This is a genomic window from Zhihengliuella alba (assembly GCF_039538765.1).
GTDB lineage: Bacteria > Actinomycetota > Actinomycetes > Actinomycetales > Micrococcaceae > Zhihengliuella > Zhihengliuella alba.
The window spans coordinates 360,498-387,419 of sequence record NZ_BAABCJ010000005.1; the positions used below are offsets into that span (position 1 = coordinate 360,498).

The following is a 26,922-nucleotide window of genomic DNA, read 5'->3' on the forward strand; positions in this document are numbered from 1 at the left end:
ACCAGAGGATGCGAGCGCGCGAGGTCCTCCAGTGCGTCGGCGTCGGCGAGTCGAACGACGAGGTCGGGCGGGCACTGCACAGCTCACTGGAGACCGCGCGGACCTATGTCGGCCTGCTCCTCGCCAAGCTCGGCGCGCGCGACAGGTCGCAGCTCGCGGTGATCGCCTACGAATCGGGGCTGGTGGAGCCTGGGTCCCGCTGATCGCGCAAGCCCTGGATGCGCTGACGCCGTGCGGTTCCCGCCGTGCCGATCCTGGCTAAGCTGATGAACCTGACAGCCACGTCCACGGACAAGGAGGAGCGGTCACGGTGCGCGCAGCTGCCACCGGGCCTCGAATGCCGATGGCGAAATCCCTGACGATCCGCGACCTCGTCGCGAGCCCTGTCCTCGGCACGCGCACGCACAGCGGCGCGGCCGGGCTGGACCGCCCGGTCCTCTGGGCGCACTCGTGCGAGCTGAAGGACCCGGCCCGGTGGCTCCAGCCGCACGAGCTCCTCATGACCGTCGGCATGTGCGTCCCCGCGGGAAGCGACGCCCAGCGCGCGTTCATCGCGGACCTCGACGACGCCGGCCTGGCCGGGATCGCGATCGGCGACCACGGGTTCGCCCCGCCGCTCACCCCGGCCCTCGCCGACGAGTCCAACGCGCGGGGCTTCCCGGTGCTGCTCACGGAGCGGCAGACGCCGTTCGTCGCGCTGTCCCGCATGGTGGCGTCCTTCGGCGCCGAGGAGCAGTCCATGGGCGTGCTCCGCCTGGCCAAGCTCTACAACGTGGCGGGCCGGCGCGGGACCGCCGAGAAACGGTCCGGACGGCCGCTCGCCGAGCTCTTCTCGACCAAGGTCACCGTGGTCGACGACGAGACGTCGTGCGTGGTCATCGGCGACGGCACGGTGGCCCCGGCCAGCGGCCGGCGGCACCCGCTGCGGACCCTCCGGCCCACGCACCTGCTGCTCGAGAGCGAGGAGTTCCTGGACGGCCTGTCGATGGTCCACCTCTCCCAGGTGCTGGAGGTCGACGCCAACGAGCTCCTGCAGGCCGCCGTCGACCACGTCGACCGCGGCGAGGAGGTCCTGACGCGGTCCCTGGCGAGCCGGATGGACGCCGGCCGCGCCCTGACCGAGCACTGGGGGCTGGAGCGCCCCGGCTACCGCGTGATGGTCACCGAGTGCGACGTCGCGGCCCGCGTGCCGCTCAGCCTCGCCCTGACCTCCTCGCCCGCCGTGTGCGGCCAGGTCGACGGGCGCCAGGTCGTCGCCGTGCCCGTGGCCGGAGTTCCGGACGTGCGGGAGCGCTTGGACGAGCTGGGACTCGTCGTCGGGGCCTCGGCCGTGCATCACGACGAGGGCGACCTCGGCGGCGCGATCGAGGAAGCGGTCTCGGAGTACCAGTTCGCCAGGGCACGCGGCCAGCGCTGGCGTGAGTTCAGGGGCGAACGGCTGTCCCTCCTGGGACGGTCCCGCTCCGAGCGAGAGCACATTGTGCAGGGCGTCCTGGGGCCGCTGGCCGGCGAGGACCCCAAGATGACGTCGCTGCGCGAGACGCTCTTCGCGTTCCTCGATCACGACCAGAACTGGAACGAGACGGCCAAGGCGCAGAACCTGCATCGGCAGAGCGTGGCCTACCGGATGAACCGCGTCGAGGAGCTGACAGGGCGCAGCGTGCGCCGTACGCAGCACCTGGCCGAGTTCTGGCTCGCCCGTACCGCCTGGGAGCAGTACGTCGTGGAGCGCGGCTCCTAGCCGAATCCACCATTGTTTATCACTTCTGATAAACCGACAGGCAGATGTAGCAATCTGTCTGATAGCACGGGTCACAGCCCTCCCGTAGCGTGTGTTGCAGACCACATTGTTGAACGACGCACGAGGGGTGCTGCACATGAACACGAACGACCAACCACAGGAGCGCAGCGGCGGACAGTTGCTCATGGCAGCCCTCTCCGCTCATGGCGTCGACACCGTCTTCGGGATCCCCGGTACGCACAACCTGGGTATCTTCGCGGCGATGGACGACCACGGCATCCGGAACGTCACCACCCGGCACGAGCAGGGAGCCGGCTACGCCGCCGACGGCTACGCCCGCTCCTCGGGACGCGTCGGCGTCGTCGTGACCACCACCGGGCCCGGCGCCACGAACGCCGCCACGGCCCTCGGCCAGGCGTACTCGGACTCGGTGCCGGTGCTCCTCATCGCGCCCGGCGTGCCGACCGACCACCCGAGCGACGGCGACGGACTGCTCCATGAACAGGTGGACCAGCGCGCCACCCTGGCCGGCGTGGTCCGCCAGAGCCACCGCGTACAGAGCCTCGCGGAGATCCCCACGGCCGTCGCGCGTGCATTTGCCCGGATGGGGCACGGCCGCGCGCGGCCCGAGTACCTCGAGATCCCCCTCGATCTGATCGATGCGCAGGGCAATGTGGCGGATGTGGCCCCGCTGGCCCCCGCCGCTCCCGTCGTGCCGGCTGAGGCGCAGATCAAAAGCGCCGCGGAGGCCCTGTCCGGTGCGGAGAAGCTCCTCATCATCGCCGGTGGCGGCGCGGCGAACGCCGGCGACCAGGTCGCCGCGGTGGCCGAGTACTTCGACGCCCCCGTCATCACCTCGACCAACGGCAAGGGCACGCTTCCCGAGGACCACCCTCTGGCACTGGGCGCCGGCATGCAGATCGACGCGTTCCCGGGCCTCGTCGAGAGCGTCGACGCCGTGCTGGCGATCGGCACCGAGCTGGCCTCCGCTGACTGGTTCGGCCGCTACCCCGACTTCCCGGCCACTTTCGTCCGCATCGACGTCGACCCGACTGGGCTGCTCACCAACGTCGCACCCAGCCACGCGCTGCTCGGCGACTCCGCGGAGACTCTCCGGCTGCTCCTGGAGGCGCTCCCGGCCCGTGAGGGCGCCAGCGAGCCGCGCTCGCAGACCGAGCTCAAGGAGCGGTTCTCCCAGGCCCAGGAAGCGTCCGCGGAGGCGTGGATGGAATCCTTCCGTTCCCTGAACGAGGTTCTTCCCGCCGAGACGGTGATCGCCGCAGACAATGCGATGTCCGCCTACAACGGCGCGGTCCCGGCCATCCGCCTGCACCGTTCGCGGTCGTTCCTGTTCCCGACGGGCTTCGGCACGCTCGGCTACGGCCTGCCGGCAGGCATCGGGGCCAAGGTGGCGTCCCCCGAGACCCCCGTCGTCGTCCTGCAGGGAGACGGCGGCATGATGTTCGTCATCGGCGAGCTCGCCGCCGCCGCGGAGGCCGGCCTCGGCCTCCCCGTGATCATCTACGACAACGGCGGGTACGGCGAGATCCGCAACGAGATGGACGACCGCGGCGACCGCGTCCACTCGGTGGCGCTGCGCTCCCCGGACTTCCCCGCCATGGCTGAGGCCATGGGCTGCCATGGCGTGCACCTGAGCGATCCGACCGAACTCGGGCGGACCGTGCTGCAGGCACTGGAGGCCGACCGCCCCACCGTCATCCACGTCATCGAGCACAGCCGGGCCGCCGCCGGCATGCGCTCCTGAACCGAATCATCCCAGACGAGATCACCAGAGGTTGACCATGATTTCCTACGCCGTCACTGACCCAGCCACCGGACAGCGCCTCACCGAGTACTCGGCGGCGACTGACGCAGAGATCGCCGACGCGATCGAGTCCGCCCACCGCGCCTACACCGGCTGGGGGCGGACCACCGAGCTCGCCGAGCGCGCCGGCTTCGCCCGCCGCGCCGCGCAGCTCTTCACCGAGGACAAGGACGAGCTGGCTCAGATCATCCACCGCGAGATGGGCAAGCCCCTCGAGCAGTCCGTCGCGGAGGTCGAGTTCTCCGCCGATATCATCACCACGTTCGCCGAGCGCGCGGAGGAGTGGCTGGCGGACGAACCGCTCACGGTCGCCGACGGGCTGCGGACCTTCGTCCGCACCCAGCCGCTGGGCGTGATCCTCGGCATCATGCCGTGGAACTACCCGTACTACCAGGTGGCCCGCTTCGCCATCCCCAACCTGATCCTGGGCAACACGGTCATCCTCAAGCACGCCGAGCAGTGCCCCGAGTCCTCGGCGGTCATCGCCCGGATCTTCCACGAGGCCGGCTTCCCGGAGGACGCGTTCATCAACCTCTACGCCTCGCACGAGCAGATCTCCACGATCATCGCCGACCCGCGGGTGCAGGGCGTCTCCCTCACCGGCTCCGAACGTGCCGGCTCCATCGTCGGGGCCCAGGCCGGGCAGCACCTGAAGCGCTGCGTCCTGGAACTGGGCGGCTCGGACCCCTTCCTGGTGCTCGACACCGCCGACGTGGACTTCGCCGTCGAGCAGGCCGTGGGCATGCGACTGGAGAACACCGGCCAGGCGTGCAACGGCACCAAGCGCATCATCGTCATGGACAAGCACTACGACGAGTTCGCGGAGAAGTTCACGGCTGCCATCCGCGAGGCGTCCTACGAGAACGGCGACTTCGGACCGCTGTCCTCGGAGCAGGCGACCCGCCGCCTGACCGAGCAGGTCGAGGCCGCCGTGCGCGAAGGCGCCGAGCTGGTGGTGGGGAACAACGAGCCCGAGGGGAATGTGTACACCCCCGGCGTCCTCACCGGAATCACCCCGGACATGGAGGTGGCGTCCCAGGAGCTCTTCGGCCCGGTGGCCCAGCTCTACCGCGTCTCCTCCGACGATGAGGCCATCGAGATCGCCAACGGCGTGCCGTATGGCCTGGGCTCGATCATCATCTGCGACGACCGCGAGCGGGCCGAGCGCGTGGGCGATCAGCTCGAGTGCGGCATGGTCTTCATCGGCTCCGCCGAGCTGGAGGGGCCGGACGTGCCCTTCGGCGGCGTGAAGCGGTCCGGCTTCGGCCGCGAGATGGGGCGCCTCGGCATGGAGTCGTTCGCCAACAAGAAGATCTACCGGTTCGCCGGCTGAGAATGCGAGGAACCGACATGTCTGCACAGAGCGCAGAGCTCATCAACGGGGACGTCTCCTTCTGGGTCCGGGACGCCGGCTGGCCGACGCCCCGGGCTCCCCTTCCGGGACCGATCGACGTCGATGTCGCGATCGTCGGCGGCGGTATGACGGGCCTCTGGACCGCGTACTACCTCAAGCAGGAGCAGCCCGACTGGGAGATCGCCATCATCGAGCGCGAGTTCTGCGGCTTCGGCGCCTCCGGGCGCAACGGTGGCTGGATGAGCGCCGAACCCGCCGGCCCGTTCCGCCGGTACGCCGCTGACCGGGGCCGCGACGCGGCCCTGGCCATGCAGCAGGAGATGTTCGGGGCCGTCAGGGAGAGCGTGGACGTCGCCCGGCGCGAGGGCTTCGGCGACTCGGTGGACGAGACCGGTCTGATCCACGTGGCGACTTCTCGGGCCGGACTGGCGCGTGCGTACCACCACGTGGAGGAGATGAAGCAGCAGGGGTGGGGCGAGGACGACGTCCACACGCTGACCGCCTCGGAGCTGAACCAGCGCGTCAACGTCAACCGGGGCATGGGCGGGTACTCGACGCCCCACTGCGCACGCGTCCACCCGGCCAAGTACACCTTCGGCCTGGCTGCCGCCGTCGAGCGGCTGGGGGTGCGGATCTACGAGCAGACCACGGCCACGGCCCTCAAGCCCCACACCGTGGTCACCGACCGCGGCGAGGTCTCCGCCCGCGTGGTGGTGCGCGCCCTGGAGGGCTACACCGCCAGCCTCCCCGGAGAGCGGCGCACGCTGCTGCCGATGAACAGCAGCCTGGTGATCACCGAGCCGCTGACTGACCAGCAGCTGGCCACCATCGGTTGGGGCGGCGCGGAACTCCTGGGCGACACCGCTCACAGCTTCTCCTACCTCCAGCTGACCGCGGACCACCGGATCGCAATCGGCGGGCGGGGCAAGCCGTACGACTTCGGCTCGAACTTCGACCGCCGCGGACGGACGGCCGAGTTCGGCGTCGACCTCATCCGCGAGCGGCTGACTCAGCTCTTCCCCTCGCTGCAGGGCATCGGACTGGAGCAGACCTGGACGGGCGTCCTCGGCGTTCCGCGCGACTGGTCCGCGGCCGTGAACTACGACGCTGGCACGGGGCTCGCCTCGGCAGGAGGCTACGTCGGGCACGGGCTCAGCGGCACCAATCTGGCCGGCCGGACCCTGCGCGATCTCATCCTCGGTCGCGACACGAAGTTGGCGCGGCTCCCTTGGACGGGACGGAAGGCCCGCCGCTGGGAGTTCGAGCCGCTGCGCTGGATCGGCGCCACGGGCCTGTACGCGGCCTACCGGTGGGCCGACCAGCGCGAGGACCGGTCGGAATCGTCCGAGACGAGCGCTGTCGCGAAGATCGCCGATCGGATCGCCGGCCGCTGAGGCGACCGGATCGAGCGCGCTCCCCATCCATCACATCGCACCTTGTAAGGAGTCAGACCGTGGGTACCTCAACTCCACGCTCGACCTCGGGCGTCCTGTCCCGTGTGGAAGCGCGCTCGATCGACTACGTCCCCCTGTCCGAGCGCCGGGGACGGCTTTCGGACCAGGCCACCATCTGGTTCGCGGGGAGCGCTCAGCTGCTCTCCCTGGCGACCGGAGCGATCGGGATCGTGCTCGGGCTGAACCTGGGGTGGACGCTCATCGCGCTCGCCCTCGGCACGCTGCTCGGCACGATCCCGGTCGCGGCGCACGCCACGCAGGGCCCGCACCTGGGCCTGCCCCAGATGATCCAGTCGCGCCCGCAGTTCGGACGTTACGGAGCGCTCATCATCTGGGCAATGGCGATCGTCGTCTACTGGGGCTACATCGTCCTCGGCGGCGACCTGCTCGGGGCGACGGCGGCGGAACTCGCCGGCGGAGCTTCGCAGCCGTGGATCGTCGGCGTCTGCGCCGTCGCGACCCTCCTGGCGATCTTCGGCTACCACTGGCTGCACACCGCGCAGCGCATCATCACCGGCATCCTCGTGGTGGCGATCGCCGTCTACATCGCCGGACTGCTGGCGACCGGGTCGATCCCCGCCACCCTGTTCGACCTGTCGGAGTCGTTCCACCTCGGATCGTTCCTCATCGTGGTCTCCGCCGCGACGGGGTACCAGCTGACCTGGGCCTTCTTCGTCTCCGACTACTCGCGGTACATGCCGCCGGGCACCAGCAAGCCGGCGATCATCGCGGTCACCTCCCTCGGCCTGTTCTTCGGCCTCTTCACCTTCATGGGGGTGGGCGCCGTCTGCGCCGCACTGCTCCCCGCCGAGGGCATCATCAACGGCCTGGTGGTCACGGGCGGCTACGTCTTCCCCGGGCTCGGCGAGGTGATGCTCATCAGCGGCGGCCTCGGGCTGCTCGGACTGATGGCGATGTGCGCCTACGGCGGATCGCTGACGCTCATCACCGCGCTCGACAGCATCCGCAACGTCCAGCCGACCCGCACGCTGCGCATCACGACCATCCTGCTGATCGGCGTGACGGGGACCGTCGCGGCGGTCCTGATCCCCGACGACTTCATCAACACGAGCTTCGCGACCGTCCTCACCGTCGTCGCGTACCTCATGGGGCCGTGGACGTCGGTGAACCTGACGGACTTCTTCGTGGTCCGGCGGGGCCACTACTCCGTCGCGGAGATCTTCAAGAAGCACGGCATCTACGGGCTGTGGAACTGGCGCGGCATGACGGCCTACCTGCTCACCCTGCTGCTCATGGTCCCGTTCATGCACGTCGGCTCGTTCCAGGGTCCCGTCGCCGCGGCCCTCGGCGTCGACATCGCGTTCTTCGTCGGCATCCCGGTCGGCTGCGTCATCTACTGGCTCCTCTGCCGGAACCAGGACACGGAGGGGGAGCTCCGGGTCATCGCCGAGTCGGACCGCGACCTCGAGCGCATCGGCACCCCCGTGGAATGACACGGCTCCCCACCATCCATCCATCGCCTCGAAGGAAGACCATGTCAGTCAAACGAATGATCCAGGCCGTCGAAACCCACTCGGGCGAACCGATGCGCGTCATCACCGGCGGCGTCGGGCACATCCCCGGGGAGACCGTCTACGAGCAGGCGAAGTGGCTGGAGGAGAACGACGACCAGCTGCGCAAGCTGATGCTCCGCGAGCCACGCGGCTACCCGCCGCTGTGCTGCAACCTGATCGTCCCGCCCAAGCACCCCGAGGCGGCCGCCGGGTTCATCATCATGGAGCAGGTCGAGTACCCCATGATGAGCGGCGGTAACACCATCGCCGTCGTCACGGTCCTGCTCGAGACCGGCATCATCCCCATGCAGGAGCCGGTCACGAAGTTCAACCTCGAGGCACCAGCGGGTCTGATCGGGATCACGGCGGAGTGCCGCGACGGGAAGGTGGAGCAGGTGACCTTCGAGAACGTGCCGGCCTTCTCCGTCTACCGCGATGCCGTCATCGAGGTGCCGGAACTCGGCCAGGTCACCGTCGACGTCGCCTGGGGAGGCATGTTCTACGTCATCGCCGACGTCGACCAGTTCCCGTCGCTGGACCTGGTGCCGGAGCGGGGCCGGGACATCACCCGCACCGCGGCCCTGATCCTGAGGGCGGCGCAGGACCAGCTACCGGTGGAGCACCCCGACTACCCCGGGATCGGCATCACGATCGCGCAGCTCTCGGGTGCCACCGACAACCCGGAGGCCGACCGGAAGAACGCGGTGATGGTCGCTAGCGGGGCCATCGACTTCGACGATCCCTCCTCCTGGACCGGCGGCATCGACCGGTGCCCCTGCGGCACCGGCACCTGCGCCAAGATGGCCGCCCTGCACGCGAAGGGCGAGCTCCCCCTCGGGCAGCCATTCCGGCACGAGGGCATGCTCGGCACCGTCTACACAGGCGAGCTGGTCAGGGAGGTGGAGATCGCCGGCCGTGCCGGAGTCGTCCCCACCATCAGCGGGCAGGCCTGGATCACCGGCTACACCACCTGGGTGCTCGATGCCGACGACCCCTTCCCCGAGGGATTCACAGTCGGCGACATCTGGGCCGCCCAGGAGGAGGCCGCCGTCGCACCACGGAGCCCCGAGCCCGCGGCCTAGCGGCACGCGCGGTCTGCGGCGCCTCCCCGGCGCCGCAGCTCCAGCCCACTCCATCCGCCTGCCCGTGGGAAAGCAGGCGTCGAATGCAAGATCCGCGCCGCCGACCGGACGGCGACGAGAAGTGATCATCCCAGGACCTCCCTGTTCCGGCGAAGTGAGGGAGTTCCATCAACGACCCCGAAACCTGGAGCAGTCATGTCTTCAACGCGAAGCAAATCGATACCGGCCGACAGCCCTGAAAGCACCAGACGCAAGCGCCGCTTCCTGGTCCGACTGACGGCCGTGCTGATCGGCGGGATGTTCCTGGACGGGTACATCCTCGGCATCGTCGGAACGGTGATCAGCAGGATCAGCACCGACCTGAGCTTCACCCCGTTGTGGGAGGGCCTCATCGTCGCCTCCACGCTGATCGGCATCCTCGTGGGATCGCCGATCGGCGGCTGGCTGGGCGACAAGTTCGGCCGCAAGCCGCTGTTCATGATCGACATGGGACTCTTCGTGGTCGGATCGGCCCTGCAGTTCTTCATCGACGAGCCCTGGCAGCTGTTCGTGGTGCGTCTGGTGATGGGCATCGCGATCGGCATCGAGTACTCCGTCGGCTGGCCCATGATGTCGGAGTTCGCGCCGGCCAGGATGCGGGGGCGGCTCATGGGGCTGACCCTGGTGGCCTTCTACGCCGGGTTCATGACGGCCTTCCTGGTGGGCTACGCGCTGACCACGACGACGTCGGTCGACTGGCGGGTCATCCTCGGCTCGAGCACCATCCTGGCCGTGATCCTGTTCATCGCCCGGATCGGCCTGCCCGAATCGCCGCGCTGGCTCTGGAGCAAGGGGCGGCACGACGAGGCGCAGGCGTTGGCGCACCGTTACCTCCTGGATTTCGATGACATGAGTGACGTCGAGCACGAGCACCAGCGCAAGGGGAAGTTCTCGGATCTGTTCTCGCAGCGGTACTGGCGGGCCACCCTGTTCACGTCGATGTTCTGGCTCTGCGCCGTCACCCCGTACTTCGCGATCGCCACCTTCGCTGAGAGCGTGCTCGAGAGCTACGGACTCAGCCAGGGCCTCGCCGGCGGCGTCGGGCTCTCCGCCCTGGCCACCGCAGGCGTCATCCTGACCGTCATCCTGGTCGATCGAGTCGGTCGTCGGGTGCTGACCGTCCCGCCGCAGTACGTGTGCTTCGCGCTGCTGGCGATCATCGGGCTCTGGGCAGGCGCCCCGGCCTGGGTGGTCCTCGTCTGCTTCCTGGCCTTCTCCTTCCTCAACGCCGGCTACAACACGCTGACCGGCATCTACCCGGCGGAGGTCTTCCCCACCGAGATCCGCGGAGTCGGGACGGGCTTCGCGACGGCGGTCAGCCGCATCGGCGCGGGTGCCGGCACGTTCCTGCTGCCGTACTCCATGGAGAACTTCGGAGCGCAGGCGACGATGCTCATGGCCGCCGGGCTGACTCTCCTCGGGGCCATGCTCTCGCACTGGCTGGCGCCGGAGACCAAGGGAAAGACGCTGACCGAGACGGCCGTCGGCTTCTCGCACTGAGCGGGTCCCTCCCGCCCGGAGGCGCGAAGCGCCGGCAACACGTTTCCATCCCGCCTGGTCGACCACGCACCAGCCGTTACCTCGAAGGACCTTCCATGTACGCTTGCTCTGCAATTCCCGCTCCGGGCCAGGGAGAACTCCGATGAGCGCCGCCCGGAACCCCACGGTCGGGGTCCTCGGCGCCGGTCTGGCCGGTCTTGCTGCCGCCACGCACCTGAGCGAGGCCGGCTATGACGTCACCGTGCTCGAGGCGCGCGACCGCGTCGGCGGCCGCGTGTGGTCGGAGGCGCTGAACACGGGTCACGACTTCGCGAGCATCGTCGAACGCGGGGCCGAGTTCGTCCTGGACGGCTACGACGCCATGCGAGAGCTCCTGGACCTCACTGGGCTGTCGCTGATCGAAACCGGTATGAGCTACTACGTCCGGGCCCTGGTCGAGACGCCGGAGATCACTACCGACGACATCGCCGCTGCCGGCCAGCGGGCCGCCGAGCTCGCACGGACCCTCCCGGGTGCACCGTCGGCCGAGGAGGTGCTCCGCCGCCTCGACCTGGACGAGCGCGTCGTCGAGGCGCTCCGGGCCCGCATCGAGATCTCGACCACCGTGGGCACGGACAAGGTGACCGCAGCGGCGCTGAATCACATCGCCTCCTTCCGCCAGCTGCCGAGCTGGCGTGTCGGCGGCGGCAACCAGGGCCTGCCGAAGGCGCTGGCGACCCGCCTCGGTCCGGCGGTGCGGACCGGCGAGGCCGTCCAGCGCGTCACCCAGCTGGATGACGGCGTGGCCGTCTACACGGCGCATTCCGCCGCCGTCTTCGACGCCGTGATCGTCGCCCTCCCGTTGGAGATCGTCCGGGACCGCAGGACGGTGCAGCTTCCCCTGCCGGAGTGGAAGCAGACGGTGCTCGACCGCGTGCTGCAGGGGCACGCGGCCAAACTCCATCTGCCGCTGCGTTCCAGTGCGCCCACCAGCGCCACCATGTCCGTCAAGGGAAGGTTCTGGAACTGGACCGCCGTCGACGCCAGCGGCGACGTCGCCCCGGTGCTCAACGGGTTCATGGGTTCGGAGGCGGCACTGCAGGCTGCGGCCGTCCACGAGGGACCAGCACGCTGGGCCGATGCGGCCCGGGCGGCCCGTCCGGACCTGTCCTTCGACACGGACCTGCCGGGCCTGGTCACGGACTGGTCCGCGGACCCGCTGGCCCGCGGCGCGTACTCCTCTCACTCGCCGCAGGTCCTCGCCGGGGACGGGGACGTGCTGGAGCAGCCGGTCGGCAATGTGTACTTCGCCGGCGAGTACACCGATGCCGACTTCACCGGCCTCATGGAGGGGGCCATCCGCAGCGGTCAGCGGGCGGCCCAACGCGTCGTTCATCAGCTGACTTCCACCCCGACCGCCTCCCGGCAGGCCATCGGATGACCACGACCCCGACACCCGGAGAGAACGGAAGCATGAGCGACATGGACACCGCAGCAGCGACTACGGACATCGCCGACCGCGTCGAGGCGGTCCTCGCCCGGACCCCGACCGGCCTGCTGATCGGCGGGTCCTGGCGGGACGCCTCGGACGGGGGAACGTTCGACGTCGAGAACCCGGCCACGGGGGAGGTCATCGCCACCCTGGCCTCTGCCACCCGGGCCGACGCCCAGGCTGCGATGGACGCGGCCGCGCAGGCCCAGGAGCGGTGGGCGCGCACGTCGTCGCGCGCCCGTTCCGAGATCCTCAGCCGCGCCTTCGCGCTCGTCCGGGAACGTGCCGACGACCTGGCCCTGCTGATGACTCTGGAGATGGGCAAGCCGCTCGCTGAGGCTGCCGGGGAGGTCAAGTACGGCGGGGAGTTCCTGCGCTGGTTCGCCGAGGAGGCGGTGCGGGACAACGGCCGCTACGTCGACGCTCCCGAGGGACACCTGCGCATGCTGGTGACCCGCAAGCCGGTGGGTCCGTGCCTGCTGATCACGCCGTGGAACTTCCCGCTGGCCATGGCGACCCGCAAGATCGCCCCGGCGGTGGCCGCCGGCTGCACCATGGTCCTCAAGCCGGCGCGACTGACGCCCCTGACGGCGCAGTACTTCGCGCAGATCATGATCGACGCCGGGCTTCCCCCGGGCGTGCTCAACGTCGTTGCGTCCGCCTCAGCAGCGTCGGTCTCGGAGCCGATCCTCGCGGATCCGCGGTTGCGCAAGATCTCGTTCACGGGTTCCACCCCGGTGGGGAAGGACCTGATGAGGAGCGCCACGGACAACGTGCTGCGCACCTCCATGGAGCTGGGCGGCAACGGCCCCCTGATCGTCTTCGAGGACGCAGACCTGGACAAGGCCGTGTCCGGGGCCATGGCGGCCAAGATGCGCAACATGGGTGAGGCATGCACGGCGGCCAACCGGTTGCTGGTGCACGAGGACGTCGCCGAGGAGTTCGTGGACCGGCTGGCCGAGCGGATGCGCGCCCTGAAGATCGGCAACGGCCTCGAGGAGGGGATCGCCGTCGGTCCCGTCATCGAGGCCAAGGCGCGGGATTCCATGGAGGCGTTCGTCGCCGACGCCGTCGAACGCGGTGCCAGAGTCGTGGTTGGCGGACGGCGCGTCGACGGGCCCGGCTACTTCTTCGAGCCCACGCTGCTCACCGACGTGCCCCGCGACGCCCGCGCGGTGACCGAGGAGGTCTTCGGCCCCATCGCCCCCGTGGTGACGTTCCGGAGCGAGGACGAGGCGGTGGCCCTCGCCAACGCGACCGAGTACGGACTCGCCTCCTACGTGTTCACCGAGAACATCTCCCGGGGCCTGCGCATCGGCGACCGCATCGAGTTTGGCCTCCTGGGCCTCAATGTCGGCGTGATCTCCAACGCCGCCGCGCCCTTCGGCGGGGTCAAGCAGTCCGGCATGGGCCGCGAGGGCGGGGCCGAGGGCCTCGCCGAGTACACCACCACCCAGTACATCGGCGTCGAGGACCCCTGGTCCGACGTCCCGGCCGCGCCCGGGGACGACACCGTCTAAGGCGCGCGGCCGGACGGCCCCAGCGCAGGTGAACCCATCGAGAGGAAGAACCATGAAGGACGCAGTCATCATCGGAGCAGGACTGGCCGGGCTCTCCGCGGCCTGGCGGCTGCGGCACTGGGACACGGTGGTCCTCGAGTCAAAGGACAGGGTCGGGGGCCGGATCCGCTCGGAGCGCCGGGGCGACTACTGGCTGAACTGGGGCGGCCACGTCTTCGCCGGCCCCGGGTCCTCCACCGACACCCTCCTGAACGAGACCGGAGTGACGGCGCAGGAGATCCCCGGCTCGCTGAAGGCGCTCTCCATGAACGGGAAGTTCATCCGCTCGGGGCACATCGCCACTTATCCGCTGCGCATCCCGATGCCCCTCTCCTCGCGCATCGACACCATGCGTGCCGGACTGAAGATCGTCAGCGGCGTGGCGAAGTACACCGGCGTGGTCCGTAAGCGCCCCGGGGAGACCGGGGCGACCCGGCAGCAGCGCATCTATGGCTTCGAGAACGATCGCTCCTTCCAGGACTACCTGGGCAGTGTCTCCGAGGACGCGGCCGCGCTGTTCAAGACCACCGTCACCCGTTCCGGCGGCGACATGGACCAGATCTCGGCCGGTGCCGGGCTCGGGTACTTCAGCCTGGTGCTGGGCATCGGTCAAGGACTCAACCGGGGCATCGTCGGCGGCCCGTCCACCCTGACCGGTTCCATCGCCGCAGTCCTCGAGGACCGGATCGAGCTGGGTGCCGCGGTACTCGAGGTGGTGCGCCGGAAGGACTCCGTGCTCGTGCGGTACCAGCAGGACGGCGTCGACCGCGAGGTCGAGGCCCGCACCGTGGTGCTGGCGACCACCGCCGACGTGTCCCACCGGATCGGCGTCGACCTCCCCGAGGAGCTGCGCAGTGCGCTGGCGCAGATCAAGTACGGACCCCATGTGACCACTGCGTTCCTGACGGACGAGGCCACCGCCCGGCCATGGGACGACATCTACGCGATCGCAGCGCCGAAACGCTCCTTCGCCATCGCCCTCAATCAGGCGAGTCTGGTCCGCGGCGCCGAGACCGTGCGCAGGCCCGGTGGCAGCTTCATGACCTTCTCCCCGGCCGCCCTGGGCCGGGCGCTCATCGAGAAGCCGGAGGAGGAAGTCATCAAGACCCACCTCGCGGACCTGGACCAGATCCTCGGACACGGTTTCGCGGACAGCGTGGTCGAGGCCGAGTCTGACCGCTGGCGGAACGCCACGCCCTACAGCTTCCCCGGCCGGGCCAAGCTGCAGCCCACCCTGGTGCGCGGTGCAGACCGCGTCTTCCTCGCGGGCGATTACCTGGGGACCCTCTACACGGAGAGCTCCATCACGACCGGACTCTCCGCCGGTCAGGAGGCCATCAGCCTGCTCGCCACGGAGCAACAGACCGGTCGCCGCTAGAACGCGAGTCGCTGGGCCGCCGCGGGTGGCCCGGCGACTCCGCGCGTTCCCGCGCGTTCCCGCGCGGTTCGGCCCGGACCGTTCGGACCGACGGATCAGCCGTCCGCCTGGCGCGCGTCCGCTGTGACCGCCGCGCGCTGGTCCAGCCAGGCCTGCACGTCCGCCGGGCGGATCCGGCGGTGGCTGCCGCGGTAGTGGACCGGGATGGCGCCGGAGTCCGTCAGTTTGCGCATATACGTGTTGGACACGCCTGCGAGCTGTGCGGCCTGGCCGGTGTTTAGCCACTCCTCGGTGGTGCTGACCGTGACGGACTCGCCGGCCGCCAACCGCTGCAGGACATCGACGACGGCGTCCGCCGCCACCGGGGGCAGACGCACCGCGGTGCCGTCCACGAAGACCGTGACGTCGGCCGACTCGGCCAGCGCGTCGGCCAGCCTCCCGGCCTCCGCGGGGTCGAGTGCGGAGTGCGAGGTGGCCTTGATCAGGGCCGTGGTTGGTTCAGCCATAGAACCATGATGGCGCGCGAATCGTCGGGGCGGTAGGGTTCAGCGGCAGAGACGCAGCTCACAAGGCTGGGTGTCTCCCGTCACCATCGGAGGCGTGATAGTAGACGCGCGTACGCGCGAAGCTAGTCAGCTAGCCTGAGCGATGACTGCCCGCCGGCGCCATAGCGCCTCCGTGGGCGAGGAAACGAGCTGACTGAAACGTAAGGCAATACTGCATATGACGAATTCCGCCCGCCCGTCCGCCGACTCGAGCGGGGCTCCACCCGCCGGATCCGCGTCACCGCCCTCCAGAGCGGAGCAGCCCCGAGTCAACAAGCCCGTCCTGATCGGATCCTCCGTCGGCATCCTCGCCGTGGCGCTGTGGGCTATTCTCGACCGCGAGAGCGCGGACGCGGTCATCTTCGCCGTCGTCGGGTGGGTCGGTGGCACGTTCGGCTGGTACTACACCCTCCTCGTCGTCGCGGTCCTGGCGTTCGTGGTCTATGTGGCGGTGACCAAGGTGGGCAAGACGCGGCTGGGGCCCGACCACTCGCGGCCGGCCTTCAACCTGTTCACGTGGACGGCCATGCTGTTCGCCGCCGGCATCGGCGTCGACCTGATGTTCTTCTCCGTTGCGGAGCCCATCACCCAGTACATGCAGCCCCCGCGCGGCGAGGGCGAGACCATCGAGGCCGCCCGGCAGGCGATGGTCTGGACGCTGTTCCACTACGGCATCCTCGGCTGGGGGCTCTACGCGCTCATGGGGATGGCCCTGGCCTACTTCGCCTATCGGCACAATCTGCCGCTGAGCATCCGTTCGGCGCTCTACCCGATCATCGGGAAGCGGATCCACGGCGCGGCCGGCCACGCGGTGGACATCGCGGCGATGCTCGGCACGATCTTCGGCATCGCCACCTCGTTGGGCATCGGCGTCGCCCAGCTGAACTACGGCCTCTACTTCATGTTCGGGCTGCCCGAGGGCACGGCGATGCAGATCGCCCTCATCGCGGTCGCCGTCGTCATGGCCACGGCGTCCGTCGTCTCCGGCGTGGACAAGGGCATCCGCCGTCTCGCCGAGCTCAACGTGCTCCTGGCCGTGGCGCTGATGCTGTTCGTCTTCTTCGCGGGCAAGACCCGGTTCCTCGCCGACGGGATCGTCGGCAACATCGGCGACATGATCGCCCGGTTCCCCGGAATGGCGCTGGACACCTTCGCCTACGACCGGCCGGACGACTGGCTGAACGCGTGGACGCTCTTCTTCTGGGCCTGGTGGATCGCCTGGGCACCGTTCGTCGGCCTCTTCCTCGCGCGCATCTCGCGCGGGCGCACCATCCGCCAGTTCGTCACCGGTGTCCTGGTGGTCCCGTTCGCCTTCATCGCCCTGTGGATCTCCATCTTCGGCAACAGCGCCCTCGACCTGGTGATGAACGGCAACACCGCCTTCGGCGAGATGGCGATCAGCACTCCGGAGCGGGCGTTCTACGGGCTCCTCGAGCAGTACCCGATGGTCCCGCTCAGCGCCGCCATCGCCACGTTCACGGGACTGCTGTTCTATGTCACGAGCGCCGACTCGGGCGCGCTGGTCATGGCCAACTTCACGTCCAAGCTGCCGGACTCCGAGGCCGACGGGCCGAACTGGCTGCGCGTGTTCTGGGCCGTCGTGACCGGCGTCCTGACCCTGGCGATGCTCCTGGTCGGTGGTGTCCCCACCCTCCAGGCCGCGACCGTCATCATGGGGCTGCCCTTCTCCGTGGTGCTGGTCTTCATCATGATGGGCCTCTTCAAGGCGCTCCGCGTGGAGACCGCCCTGGCGGCGTCCTACCGCAACGGCCTCCCGGGCGCGCTGTCCTCCCGGGCCAACGCGGCCGGCGAGCAGCGGCGCGGCTGGAAGCAGCGCCTGGCGCGCTCCATGGCGTACCCCGGCCCCAAGCAGGCGCAGCGCTTCATGCTGGAGACCGCCTGCCCGGCTCTCGGCGAGGTGAAGGCCGAGCTGGAGAGCCAGGGCGTCGAGGCGTCCCTCAACATCGAGCCGCTCAACGGCTCCGGCATCGACACCGTGGACCTGTTCGTGGACTTCGGTCCCGAGCGCGCCTTCAAGTACCAGGTGTACCCCGTGCGCAAGAACCTCCCCTCCTACGCGCGGGCCAGCTCGGCGACCGACAAGTACTACCGCATGGAGGTGTTCTCCCTCGAGGGCAGCTACGGCTACGACCTCTACGGCTACAGCCAGGAGCAGCTCATCGCCGACGTGCTGGACCACTACGAGATGCACCTCGAGTTCCTGCACCAGACCCGCGAGGCGCTGCACACCACCTCGGTGGCCGAGCACCACAACGTCACCACCGGGTGGGACGATGACTACCAAACGACCGAGAAGAAGGAAGGCTGAATCTTGAGCACCACTGCAACCCTGTTCATCGGCGGGGAATGGGAGGCCGCCGCCTCCGGCGCCACCCGGACCATCGTCTGCCCCGCGGACGGTGCCGAGGTGGCCGTCGTCTCCGAGGCCGGGCGCCAGGACACCGAGCGTGCCATCGCGGCGGCCCGCAAGGCGTTCGACGACCGCGTCTGGGCCGATGTGCCCGCTCCCGAGCGCGGCGCCTTCCTGCTCCGGGTGGCCCAGCGCCTGCGCGAGCGCAAGGACGAGTTCGCCCGCGCCGAGTCGCAGGACACGGGCAAACGCCTGGTGGAGTCCGAGATCGACATGGACGACATCACGGCCTGCTTCGAGTACTTCGGCCGTCTCGCTGGCCAGGACGCCGGCCGGATCGTGGACGCCGGCGACAACGACGTCGTCAGCCGCGTGGTCTACGAGCCCGTTGGCGTCGCCGGGATGATCACGCCGTGGAACTACCCGCTGCTGCAGGCGGCCTGGAAGCTGGCCCCGGCCCTGGCCGCGGGCTGCAGCTTCATTCTCAAGCCGGCCGAGCTGACGCCGTCGACGGCCATCCTCATGATGGACGTGCTCGACGAGCTCGGCCTGCCGGCCGGCGTGGCGAACCTCGTCACGGGCCGCGGCGTCGAGGCGGGCGCCCCGCTGTCCGAGCACCCCGACGTGGACATGGTCTCCTTCACCGGCGGCCTCGCCACGGGCAAGATCATCGCCGCCTCCGCGGCGGCGACGGTGAAGAAGGTCGCCCTCGAGCTCGGCGGCAAGAACCCCAACGTCGTCTTCGCGGACGCGGACTTCGACGCCGCCGTCGACAACGCCCTCAACGCCGCCTTCGTGCACTCCGGCCAGGTCTGCTCCGCCGGAGCGCGGCTGGTGGTCCAGGAGGACATCGCCGAGGAGTTCGTGAACGCGCTGGTCCGCCGCGCCGAGGACATCCGGCTCGGCGGCCCGTACGACGCGAAGGCCGAGACCGGACCGCTCATCTCCGAGCAGCACCGCGAGAAGGTCCACGCCTACGTGCAGGCCGGCATCGCCGAGGGCGCGCGCGTCCGCACCGGAGGCCGCTACGCCACCGACGAGGACGGCGAGGGCCTCGGCTCGGGCATCTACTACCTGCCGACCATCCTCGACAACGTCGAGCGGGGCATGTCCGTGGTGGTCGAGGAGGCCTTCGGCCCCGTGGTCACCGTGGAGATCTTCAAGGACGAGGACGAGGCCGTCGCGATCGCCAACGACACGCACTACGGCCTCGCCGGCGCCGTCTGGACCCAGGACGCGGGGCGCGCCCAGCGCGTCGCCGGCCGCCTGCGCCACGGCACCATCTGGATCAACGACTTCCACCCGTACCTGCCGCAGGCCGAGTGGGGCGGCTTCGGCCAGTCCGGCTTCGGCCGCGAGCTCGGCCCCACCGGGCTGGCGGAGTACCAGGAGGCCAAGCACATCTACCAGAACACGGCGCCGGCGGTCACCGGCTGGTTCGCCGACCGCACCGGGAAGTAAGGGAGCAGGCATGAGCGATATCAAGCAGAACGAGTTCGACTACGTCGTGATCGGCGGCGGCTCCGCCGGTGCGGCCGTCGCGGCACGGCTGAGCGAGGACCCCTCCGTGGAGGTCGCCCTCGTCGAAGCGGGCCCCGATGACCGCGACCTGCCGGAGATCCTCCAGCTGGACCGGTGGATGGAGCTGCTCGAGTCGGGCTACGACTGGGACTACCCGATCGAGCCGCAGGAGAACGGGAACTCCTTCATGCGCCACGCCCGTGCGCGCGTGATGGGCGGCTGCTCCAGCCACAACTCGTGCATCGCCTTCTGGGCTCCGCGCGAGGACCTGGACGAGTGGGAGTCGAAGTACGGTGCCACCGGCTGGAACGCCGAGAACGTGTACCCGGTCTACAAGCGCCTCGAGACGAACGAGGACGCCGGCCCGGACGCACCGCACCACGGAGACTCCGGTCCCGTGCACCTGATGAACGTCCCGCCGAACGATCCCTCGGGCGTTGCCCTGCTGGACGCGGCCGAGCAGGCCGGCATCCCGCGGGCGAAGTTCAACAACAACGAGACGGTCGTCAACGGCGCCAACTTCTTCCAGATCAACCGCCGGGCCGACGGCACCCGCTCGTCCAGCTCCGTGTCCTACATCCACCCGATCCTGGACCGGCCGAACTTCCACCTGCTGACCGGGCTCCGCGGCAAGGAGCTGCGCTTCGACGGCGAAACCTGCACCGGCGTCGCCGTCGTCGACAACGCGTTCGCCCGCACCCACGAGCTGACGGCCCGCAGGGAGGTCATCCTCTCCGCTGGCGCGATCGACTCGCCGAAGCTGCTCATGCTCTCCGGCATCGGCCCCGCCGATCACCTGCGCGAGCACGGGATCGACGTCCGGGTCGACTCGCCGGGTGTCGGCGAGCACCTGCAGGACCACCCGGAGGGCGTGATCCAGTGGGAGGCCAAGAAGCCGATGGTCGAGGAGTCCACCCAGTGGTGGGAGATCGGCGTCTTCACCCCCACCCAGGAGGGCCTGGACCGTCCGGACCTGATGATGCACTACGGGTCCGTCCCGTTCGACATGCACACGCTGCGCCAGGGCTACCCGACCACGGAGAACGGCTTCTGCCTGACCCCGAACGTCACGCACGCGAAGTCCCGCGGCACGGTCCGCCTGCGCTCGCGCGACTTCCGCGACAAGCCGATGGTGGACCCGCGCTACTTCACCGATCCCGAGGGCCACGACATGCGCGTCATGGTCGCCGGCATCCGCAAGGCCCGCGAGATCGTCTCCCAGCCGGCGATGGCCGAGTGGGCCGGCGAGGAGCTCTACCCGGGCCAGGAAGCGCAGACCGACGAGCAGCTGCAGGACTACATCCGCCGCACCCACAACACCGTGTACCACCCCGCGGGCACGGTGCGGATGGGGGCCGTGGACGACGCCATGTCGCCGCTGGACCCCGAGCTGCGGGTCAAGGGCGTCAAGGGCCTGCGCGTGGCCGACGCCTCGGTCATGCCGGAGCTGGTCACTGTCAACCCGAACATCACCACCATGATGATCGGCGAGCGCTGCGCAGATCTCATCCGCGGCTGACGCACACACGGCACCGCGCCCGGAGGGCGCCGGCACCCCGATCCGGGGAGCCGGCGCCCTCCGGCGCTTCGACCCGTCTCCAAGGTCACAGTCCGCCTAATTGAACTGACCAGTCAGTTTGAATAGCCTTGGAGTGTGCTACTCGCCGACTCCCTCGCTATCGACGGCCACCACGGGCCGCTGCTCCGTCCGACCTCGCTCGCCGCCCCGGCGGCCGAGCTCACGGTCGTGTCCGCGCCCACCCAGGAGGCGCGGACCGCGCTCGCTCTGGGGCTCAGCGCGCGCATGAAGTCCGACGGCGGCTCCGTCGCCTGGGACTCCGAGGCCGGACCGCACGCCGTGCGCCGCGTCTCCGCCCTGGTCGACTCCCCGGAGATCAACGAACCCGAGCGGCACCTCCGGGTCAAGGACCTGGTCGCCGAGGACCTCGCGCTGCAGCCCGGCCCCTTCTGGGCCACGGTCTCCGCGTCGCGCTGGCTCGAGTCCCACCGGCTCGAGCATCTGGCCCGGGACTGGGTGGACGCCATCCCGGCCGAGGACCGGCTGCATCTGCTGGCCGCCCTCAGCCTCCAGGACTCCAACGTCAAGGTCCTCGTCTTCGACTCCCCGGACCGCCACGGGCTGCCCGACGCCGACTGGCTGCGGATCCTGGCCGACGTCGCCGGCGGGCGCCGGCACCCGGCCGTGATCGCCGTCGTGCAGCGCATCCCCGACGCGTGGGACGGCCGCACGGCCGTCGCCGAGACGGACAACCTGCCGCACGGCTTCACCGCCCTCACGGGCCTCACGGGCTCGGCGGAGGTCGACGGCGAGGGCCGCGAAGACGAGAGCCGCGACGACGAGGGGGATCCAGGCCAGCAGCACGACGGCGAGAACCAGGACGAGGACCAGGACGAGAACCGCGGCGGGTCCGAGGCCCGGCCCGCGACGACGGCGCACAGCACCGCGGACAGTGAGAGCGAGACGACTGCATGACCACGTTCCAACTGGCGCGCTCCGAGCTCAAGCGCATGACCAACGGGCGGCTCGCGAAGATCGCGATCGTCGCCCTCACCCTGGTGCCGCTGCTCTACGGCGCGCTGTACCTCTACGCCAACTGGGACCCGTACAGCCATCTGGACAACGTGAAGGCCGCGCTCGTGAACCTCGACGACGGCGCGGACAAGGGCGACGAGCGCCTCGAGGTCGGCGACGAGGTCACCGACTCGCTCCTCGAGGACGGGACGTTCGGATGGGTGCTCGTGGACTCCCGGGAGGCCGCCGCCGAGGGGGTCGCCGCCGGCGACTACGCCTTCTCGCTGACCATCCCGGAGGACTTCTCCGCCTCCCTGGCCTCGCCCGAGGACTTCAACGCCGCCGAGCAGGCCATCCTGGAGCTGACCACTAACGACGCCAACAACGCGATGGTCGGGACCATCGCCGACAAGCTGGCCGGCGAGGTCCACAACTCCGTGGCCGCCGAGGTCGGCGAGGAGACGGCCAACCAGTTCCTCACCGGTTTCGGCCGCATCCATGCCCAGCTCAGCCAGGCCGCCGACGGCGCCGGCGAGCTGCACGGCGGCACCACCCAGGTGGCCGACGGCGCCGACCAGCTCTCCACCGGGGCGGGCCAGCTGGACGACGGCGCGGGCGAGCTGGCCTCCGGCGCCCACACGCTGAAGAGCGGGACCGGGGACCTCGTGTCCGGCCAGGAGAAGCTCGTCGATGGCGCGGACCAGCTCTCCGCGGGGGCCGGGAAGCTCTCCACCGGTGCCGGCGAGCTCACCACGGGCCTCGACACGCTGGAGGACAAGACCGCAGACCTCCCGGCCAAGACCGGGCAGCTGGCCGACGGCGCGGAGCAGGTCGCGGACGGCAACGAACAGCTCAACGCCAAGGTCCAGGCCGCCGCCGACGCCGTCGAGCAGGTGGAGGAGGACAGCAAGGCGCGCGTGGACTCCGCCGCCCAGGACCTGGTGGACCGCGGGGTCATCACAGAGGAGCAGCGGGAGGAGTTCGCCGCGGCGCTCGAGGAGCAGGCCGCGGACTCGCCGGCCGTGCAGCGGATCGAGCAGACGCGGGCGCAGCTGCAGGAGGCGCAGGCCAACATCGCCAAGCTCGCTCAGGGCTCCCGGCAGGTCGCGGACGGCAGCCGGCAGCTCGCCGACTCGATGCCCGCGCTGACCCAGGGCATCGCCTCCGCCGCCGACGGCGCGGCGCAGCTGAAGGACGGAGCCGGGCAGCTCGCCTCCGGTGCCTCCACGCTGGCCGACGGCCAGCGGTCCGCGCTCTCCGGGGCACAGCAGCTGGACGACGGCGCGGGCCAGCTGGCCGAGGGCGCCGACACGCTCGCCGGAGGCACGGGTGACCTCGTCGACGGCGCGGGCACGCTCGCGGACGGCGCGCATCAGACGGACGACGGCGCCGCCGAGCTGGCGCAGAAGCTCGGCGAGGGCGCGGGAGAGGTCCCCAACCCGGACGACACCGAGAAGAAGCGGGTCTCCACCGTCATCGGCGACCCAGTCTCGATCAGCACCACCAGCCAGACGGAGGCGACCAACTACGGGCACCAGCTGGCCCCGTTCTTCCTCGCTCTGGCCGTCTGGATCGGCGCGTTCATGCTGGTCCAGCTGATGCGTCCCATCACCCGCCGGGCCCTCGCCTCCAACGCGGCCAACTGGAAGATCGCGGTCGGCGGCTGGCTGCCGTTCCTGCTCATCTCGCTCCTGCAGGCCACGGTGCTCTACGCGGTGGTGGTCTTCGGGCTCGGACTCCAGGCCGCTCACCCGTGGATGACGTGGGCGCTCCTGCTCGGCTCGTCGTTCGCCTTCACGTCCCTGATCCAGGGGATCGTGGCGTTCATGGGCACGCCGGGCAAGATGGTGGTCCTCATCCTCCTGGTGCTCCAGCTGGTCTCGGCGGGCGGCACGTTCCCCTGGGAGACCACGCCGGCACCGCTCCACGCGGCCCACCAGGTGCTGCCGCTGGGGTTCATCGTGACCGGCATGCGGCACCTGCTCTACGGGGCGGACCTGAGCGTGATGGGTCCGGTGGTCATCGCGCTCGCCGCCTACACGGTGCTGGGGCTGGTCCTGAGCACGCTGGCGGTGCGCAGGCACAAGTTCTGGACGCTGAAGACCTTCCAGCCGGAGCTGTCCGCATGAGCGCGGCGCGGAGTCAGGAGACCCGGTCCCAGGACGGCCCGGTCGGGGGCGGTGCTCGCAGGGAAGGGGAGCACGACGGCGGCGCGGCGCCCGCCCGCGAGGTCGTCCGCCGGCCGGGGCGCACCAATGCGACGCGGCTGAAGATCTTCGAGGCGTCCCTGTCGCTGATCGGCGAGCGCGGGCACCACGCGGTCACCGTCGACGAGATCGCGTCCGCCGCCGGGGTCTCCAAGGGCAGCGTCTACTACAACTTCGGGTCCAAATCGGACCTGATCGGCCAGCTGCTGCGCTTCGGCACGGACATCCTGCTCGACCGCCTGCACTCGGCCGACGCCTCGCCGTCGAACTCCGGATCCGCCGCGTCGCCGACTGAAGGGTCGCCGAGCGGAATGTCGCCGACTGGGGTCGGGCCGGCGGGTCCGCCGTCCGGGACTCCGGACGCGGCCCGCGACCGGCTGGCGCACATGGTGCGGGCCGCCCTGCGGTTCGTGGACGAGTACCCGGCGTTCGCGCAGCTGTGGATCAGCGAGATGTGGCACGCCCCCAGCGACTGGCGCGACGTCCTGGTGGAGCTGCGCGGCGAGGTGCTCGGCGTCGTGCGCTCCGCCGTCCAGGACGCGTTCCGCGAGCGCGGCCACACCGACGGCGACCTGCCGGCGGGCACTGTGGACGTCACCGCCTCGGCGGTCTTCGGCGCGACGCTCATCCTCGCCCAGGACCGGCAGGTCTTCGCGGTGGACCACGGGGTGGACGTCTGCGTCGGGACGGTGCTCGGCTGCCTGGACGCCGTTCCGCCCGCCGGCTGAAGCCGGCCCCGCCCTTGGCAGGACCGCGGCCGGGATGAACACTGGGACAGGAGCAGCCACAGCCAGAGCAACCGGGAGGAACCACCATGGCCGAAACCGAGATCCCCGCACCGATCGCGTCCTTCATCGAGACGGTCAACCGGCACGATGAGGCCGGCTTCCTCGATGCGTTCGCCGAGGGCGGCCAGGTCGACGACTGGGGGCGCGTCTTCACCGGCCGCGACGAGATCCAGCGCTGGAGCAGCCGAGAGTTCATCGGCGCCCGCGGCACGCTCACTCCGGAGGAGGTCTCGGCCGACGGTAGCGCTGTCACGGTCGTCGGCGACTGGCGCAGCACTCACGCCAACGGGCGGAGCAGCTTCCGCTTCGACGTCGTCGGAGACCAGATCGCGCTCATGACCATCCGGGAGGGCTGACCGTCCTGCCAGGCGGTCCGGTTCGGCGGCCCCAGGGTCGCCGCCGCCAGCCGACGACGCGTCTAGAGTGAAGCCATGGCCCAGACCTCTCAGATGCCCGAGGAACCGGGGACGGAAGCGAGGTCCGCAATTGCGCTCTCGCCGGGACTGTTGTTCGAGCCCGTCGCTGCCGAGCACGTGGACGACCTCTTCGAGCTGCACTCGGACCCGGCACTCTGGGAGCACTATCCGGAAGGACGCCACGACGACGTCCGGCAGACGGGCGCCCTGGTCGAAGCGGGGATGGCCGACTGGCAGCGTGACGGCCTCGGGTACTGGACGATCCGCTCGGCATCGACGCGGGAGGTCGTCGGCATCGGCGGTGTCGCCAAGAAGCTTCCCGGGTTCTGGAACCTCTATTACCGGTTCGGATCCGCTCATCAGGGGCGCGGCTACGCGACCGAGACGGCCCGGCTCGCTGTAGCGGCAGCCAAAGAGTCCGACGCCGGAGCTCCCGTGGTCGCCTCCCTACTCCACCACAACGGGGCCTCCCGGCGCGTGGTCGAGAAGCTCGGATTCCTCCTGATCCAGTCCGGCCCCGACCGTGCGGACCTCTCCGCCACGCGGTGCCGGTACGCGGACCGCAGGCTGGACGTTTCCACGCTCGATCGACTCCTCGCGGGCGGCCGGTAGGGCGGAGCCCGAGCCTGGCGCAACGGTTGTGGCGCGTCCGGTCCGGACCTAGAGTCCGGGGGTATGCCGCTTCAACTCGTACAGGTCAATATCAAGGCGCGGGACGACGACGCCCTGGGCCGCTTCTGGGCGGAGGCGCTCGGCTGGGGCATCTCCAGCGAGGCGCCCGGGGTCACCAACCTCGAGCCGCTGGGCTTCACCTGGCCCGACCCGTCGGCCCTGTGCATCGACCTCGTCAGCGTCCCGGACCCGCGGACGGTGGCGTATCGAGCGCATCTGGACCTCGCGACGAGTTCTGAGCAGCACCACCGCGAGCTGGTCGAGCGGCTGCAGAGACTGGGCGCCACGCCCGCGGACATCGGACAGGGCGACGTGCCGTGGACCGTGCTGGCCGACCCGGAGGGCAACGTCTTCTGCGTCCTGGAGCCCCGGCCGATCTACCGGGACACGGGCCCCATCGCAGCGGTGGTGGTCGGCTGCGCCGAGCCGCGCGCCCTGGCCGGCTTCTGGGCGGAGGCCGCCGGGTGGAGGGTCGTGGACGACGACGAGCGGCTCGTGAGGCTCCGCTCGAGCGTGGGCGTGGGGCCGCACCTGGAATTCGTGCACGATCCCGCGCCCGAGGAGCTGCGGCACCGGATCCACCTGGACCTCCTCCCGTACCCCGGCGACGACCAAGCCGCCGAGGCCGCTCGCCTGCGGGGGCTGGGCGCCACCGACGCCGACGTCGGGCAGGGCGACGTGCCCTGGAAATGCCTCGCCGACCCGGAGGGCAACGACTTCTGCATCCTCGGCCGAGGCTGACCGGCTCGGCCGCGCCGGAAATGTGAAGCCGTTCACTCTGGAATTCGGCCCCCGTTCCCGCGTACCGTGGAAGGGCACGGTCTAAAGAAAGTACTGACCACTGCGACACTGACGTCGCCGATGACCTCGAGACGCAGCGCAGACTCGCCGGCGCGCCCGCGGAATTCGACCGCCCACAGCGCCGATCAGACCTTTCTCGCCCGCTCAGAGG

At 70.1% G+C, this 26,922-nt stretch carries 21 protein-coding genes; 20 read left to right on the forward strand and 1 reads right to left on the reverse strand.

Features of this window, described 5'->3' with window-relative positions; translation table 11 throughout:
* Positions 1-8: 8 nt before the first annotated feature.
* From ABD784_RS11225 to ABD784_RS11275, 11 genes are all read left to right on the forward strand, one after another.
* On the forward strand, positions 9-203 hold the full coding sequence (locus tag ABD784_RS11225) for a response regulator transcription factor (protein ID WP_344884439.1): 195 nt from the start codon (positions 9-11) through the stop codon (positions 201-203).
* 140 nt (positions 204-343) lie between these two features.
* Positions 344-1,741, forward strand: a complete 1,398-nt coding sequence (locus tag ABD784_RS11230) for a PucR family transcriptional regulator (protein ID WP_344884442.1) — start codon at positions 344-346, stop codon at positions 1,739-1,741.
* 136 nt (positions 1,742-1,877) lie between these two features.
* Positions 1,878-3,506 (forward strand): thiamine pyrophosphate-binding protein, encoded by a 1,629-nt coding sequence (locus tag ABD784_RS11235; RefSeq protein WP_344884445.1) that lies wholly within the window; start codon positions 1,878-1,880, stop codon positions 3,504-3,506.
* 37 nt (positions 3,507-3,543) lie between these two features.
* Entirely contained in the window at positions 3,544-4,899 is a 1,356-nt protein-coding gene (locus tag ABD784_RS11240; protein ID WP_344884448.1) for an NAD-dependent succinate-semialdehyde dehydrogenase, read from the forward strand.
* A 17-nt stretch (positions 4,900-4,916) separates the two neighbouring features.
* Entirely contained in the window at positions 4,917-6,314 is a 1,398-nt protein-coding gene (locus ABD784_RS11245; RefSeq protein WP_344884451.1) for an NAD(P)/FAD-dependent oxidoreductase, read from the forward strand.
* 59 nt (positions 6,315-6,373) lie between these two features.
* On the forward strand, positions 6,374-7,828 hold the full coding sequence (locus tag ABD784_RS11250) for a purine-cytosine permease family protein (RefSeq protein ID WP_344884454.1): 1,455 nt from the start codon (positions 6,374-6,376) through the stop codon (positions 7,826-7,828).
* 41 nt (positions 7,829-7,869) lie between these two features.
* Complete coding sequence (locus ABD784_RS11255; protein WP_344884457.1) at positions 7,870-8,970, forward strand: proline racemase family protein; 1,101 nt, start codon at positions 7,870-7,872, stop codon at positions 8,968-8,970.
* A gap of 195 nt (positions 8,971-9,165) precedes the next feature.
* A complete protein-coding gene (locus tag ABD784_RS11260) occupies positions 9,166-10,509 on the forward strand; it encodes an MFS transporter (RefSeq protein WP_344884460.1) in 1,344 nt (447 codons plus the stop codon).
* Positions 10,510-10,651: 142 nt separating this feature from the next.
* Complete coding sequence (locus ABD784_RS11265; protein WP_344884463.1) at positions 10,652-11,929, forward strand: flavin monoamine oxidase family protein; 1,278 nt, start codon at positions 10,652-10,654, stop codon at positions 11,927-11,929.
* A 32-nt stretch (positions 11,930-11,961) separates the two neighbouring features.
* Positions 11,962-13,500, forward strand: coding sequence for an NAD-dependent succinate-semialdehyde dehydrogenase (locus ABD784_RS11270; protein ID WP_425582970.1), 1,539 nt, complete (start codon positions 11,962-11,964; stop codon positions 13,498-13,500).
* 52 nt (positions 13,501-13,552) lie between these two features.
* Entirely contained in the window at positions 13,553-14,917 is a 1,365-nt protein-coding gene (locus tag ABD784_RS11275) for a protoporphyrinogen/coproporphyrinogen oxidase (protein ID WP_344884469.1), read from the forward strand.
* Between the two features lie 95 nt (positions 14,918-15,012).
* Here ABD784_RS11275 and ABD784_RS11280 read toward each other — a convergent pair whose 3' ends face one another.
* Positions 15,013-15,423 carry a helix-turn-helix domain-containing protein gene (locus ABD784_RS11280; RefSeq protein ID WP_309081625.1) on the reverse strand — a complete coding sequence of 137 codons (411 nt, stop codon included), beginning with the start codon at positions 15,421-15,423 and terminating at the stop codon, positions 15,013-15,015.
* 217 nt (positions 15,424-15,640) lie between these two features.
* Between ABD784_RS11280 and betT the strand changes: the two genes are divergently transcribed.
* The 9 genes from betT to ABD784_RS11325 all read left to right on the forward strand — a co-directional run bounded on the left by betT (position 15,641) and on the right by ABD784_RS11325 (position 26,711).
* On the forward strand, positions 15,641-17,791 hold the full coding sequence (gene betT / locus ABD784_RS11285) for a choline BCCT transporter BetT (protein ID WP_344884472.1): 2,151 nt from the start codon (positions 15,641-15,643) through the stop codon (positions 17,789-17,791).
* Positions 17,792-19,294 (forward strand): aldehyde dehydrogenase family protein, encoded by a 1,503-nt coding sequence (locus tag ABD784_RS11290; protein WP_344884659.1) that lies wholly within the window; start codon positions 17,792-17,794, stop codon positions 19,292-19,294.
* Positions 19,295-19,304: 10 nt separating this feature from the next.
* Positions 19,305-20,873 carry a GMC family oxidoreductase gene (locus ABD784_RS11295; protein WP_344884475.1) on the forward strand — a complete coding sequence of 523 codons (1,569 nt, stop codon included), beginning with the start codon at positions 19,305-19,307 and terminating at the stop codon, positions 20,871-20,873.
* 135 nt (positions 20,874-21,008) lie between these two features.
* A complete protein-coding gene (locus ABD784_RS11300) occupies positions 21,009-21,848 on the forward strand; it encodes an ABC transporter ATP-binding protein (RefSeq protein WP_344884478.1) in 840 nt (279 codons plus the stop codon).
* Positions 21,845-24,016 (forward strand): YhgE/Pip domain-containing protein, encoded by a 2,172-nt coding sequence (locus ABD784_RS11305; RefSeq protein ID WP_344884481.1) that lies wholly within the window; start codon positions 21,845-21,847, stop codon positions 24,014-24,016. The genes ABD784_RS11300 and ABD784_RS11305 overlap by 4 nt, the downstream gene beginning before the upstream one ends.
* The gene (locus ABD784_RS11310) at positions 24,013-24,822 is read left to right on the forward strand and encodes a TetR/AcrR family transcriptional regulator (RefSeq protein ID WP_344884484.1); all 810 of its coding nucleotides are present in this window, start codon (positions 24,013-24,015) and stop codon (positions 24,820-24,822) included. The genes ABD784_RS11305 and ABD784_RS11310 overlap by 4 nt, the downstream gene beginning before the upstream one ends.
* A gap of 86 nt (positions 24,823-24,908) precedes the next feature.
* A complete protein-coding gene (locus tag ABD784_RS11315) occupies positions 24,909-25,238 on the forward strand; it encodes a nuclear transport factor 2 family protein (RefSeq protein ID WP_344884487.1) in 330 nt (109 codons plus the stop codon).
* Positions 25,239-25,313: 75 nt separating this feature from the next.
* Entirely contained in the window at positions 25,314-25,910 is a 597-nt protein-coding gene (locus ABD784_RS11320) for a GNAT family N-acetyltransferase (protein ID WP_344884490.1), read from the forward strand.
* Positions 25,911-25,973: 63 nt separating this feature from the next.
* On the forward strand, positions 25,974-26,711 hold the full coding sequence (locus ABD784_RS11325; RefSeq protein ID WP_344884493.1) for a VOC family protein: 738 nt from the start codon (positions 25,974-25,976) through the stop codon (positions 26,709-26,711).
* Positions 26,712-26,922 lie beyond the last annotated feature (211 nt).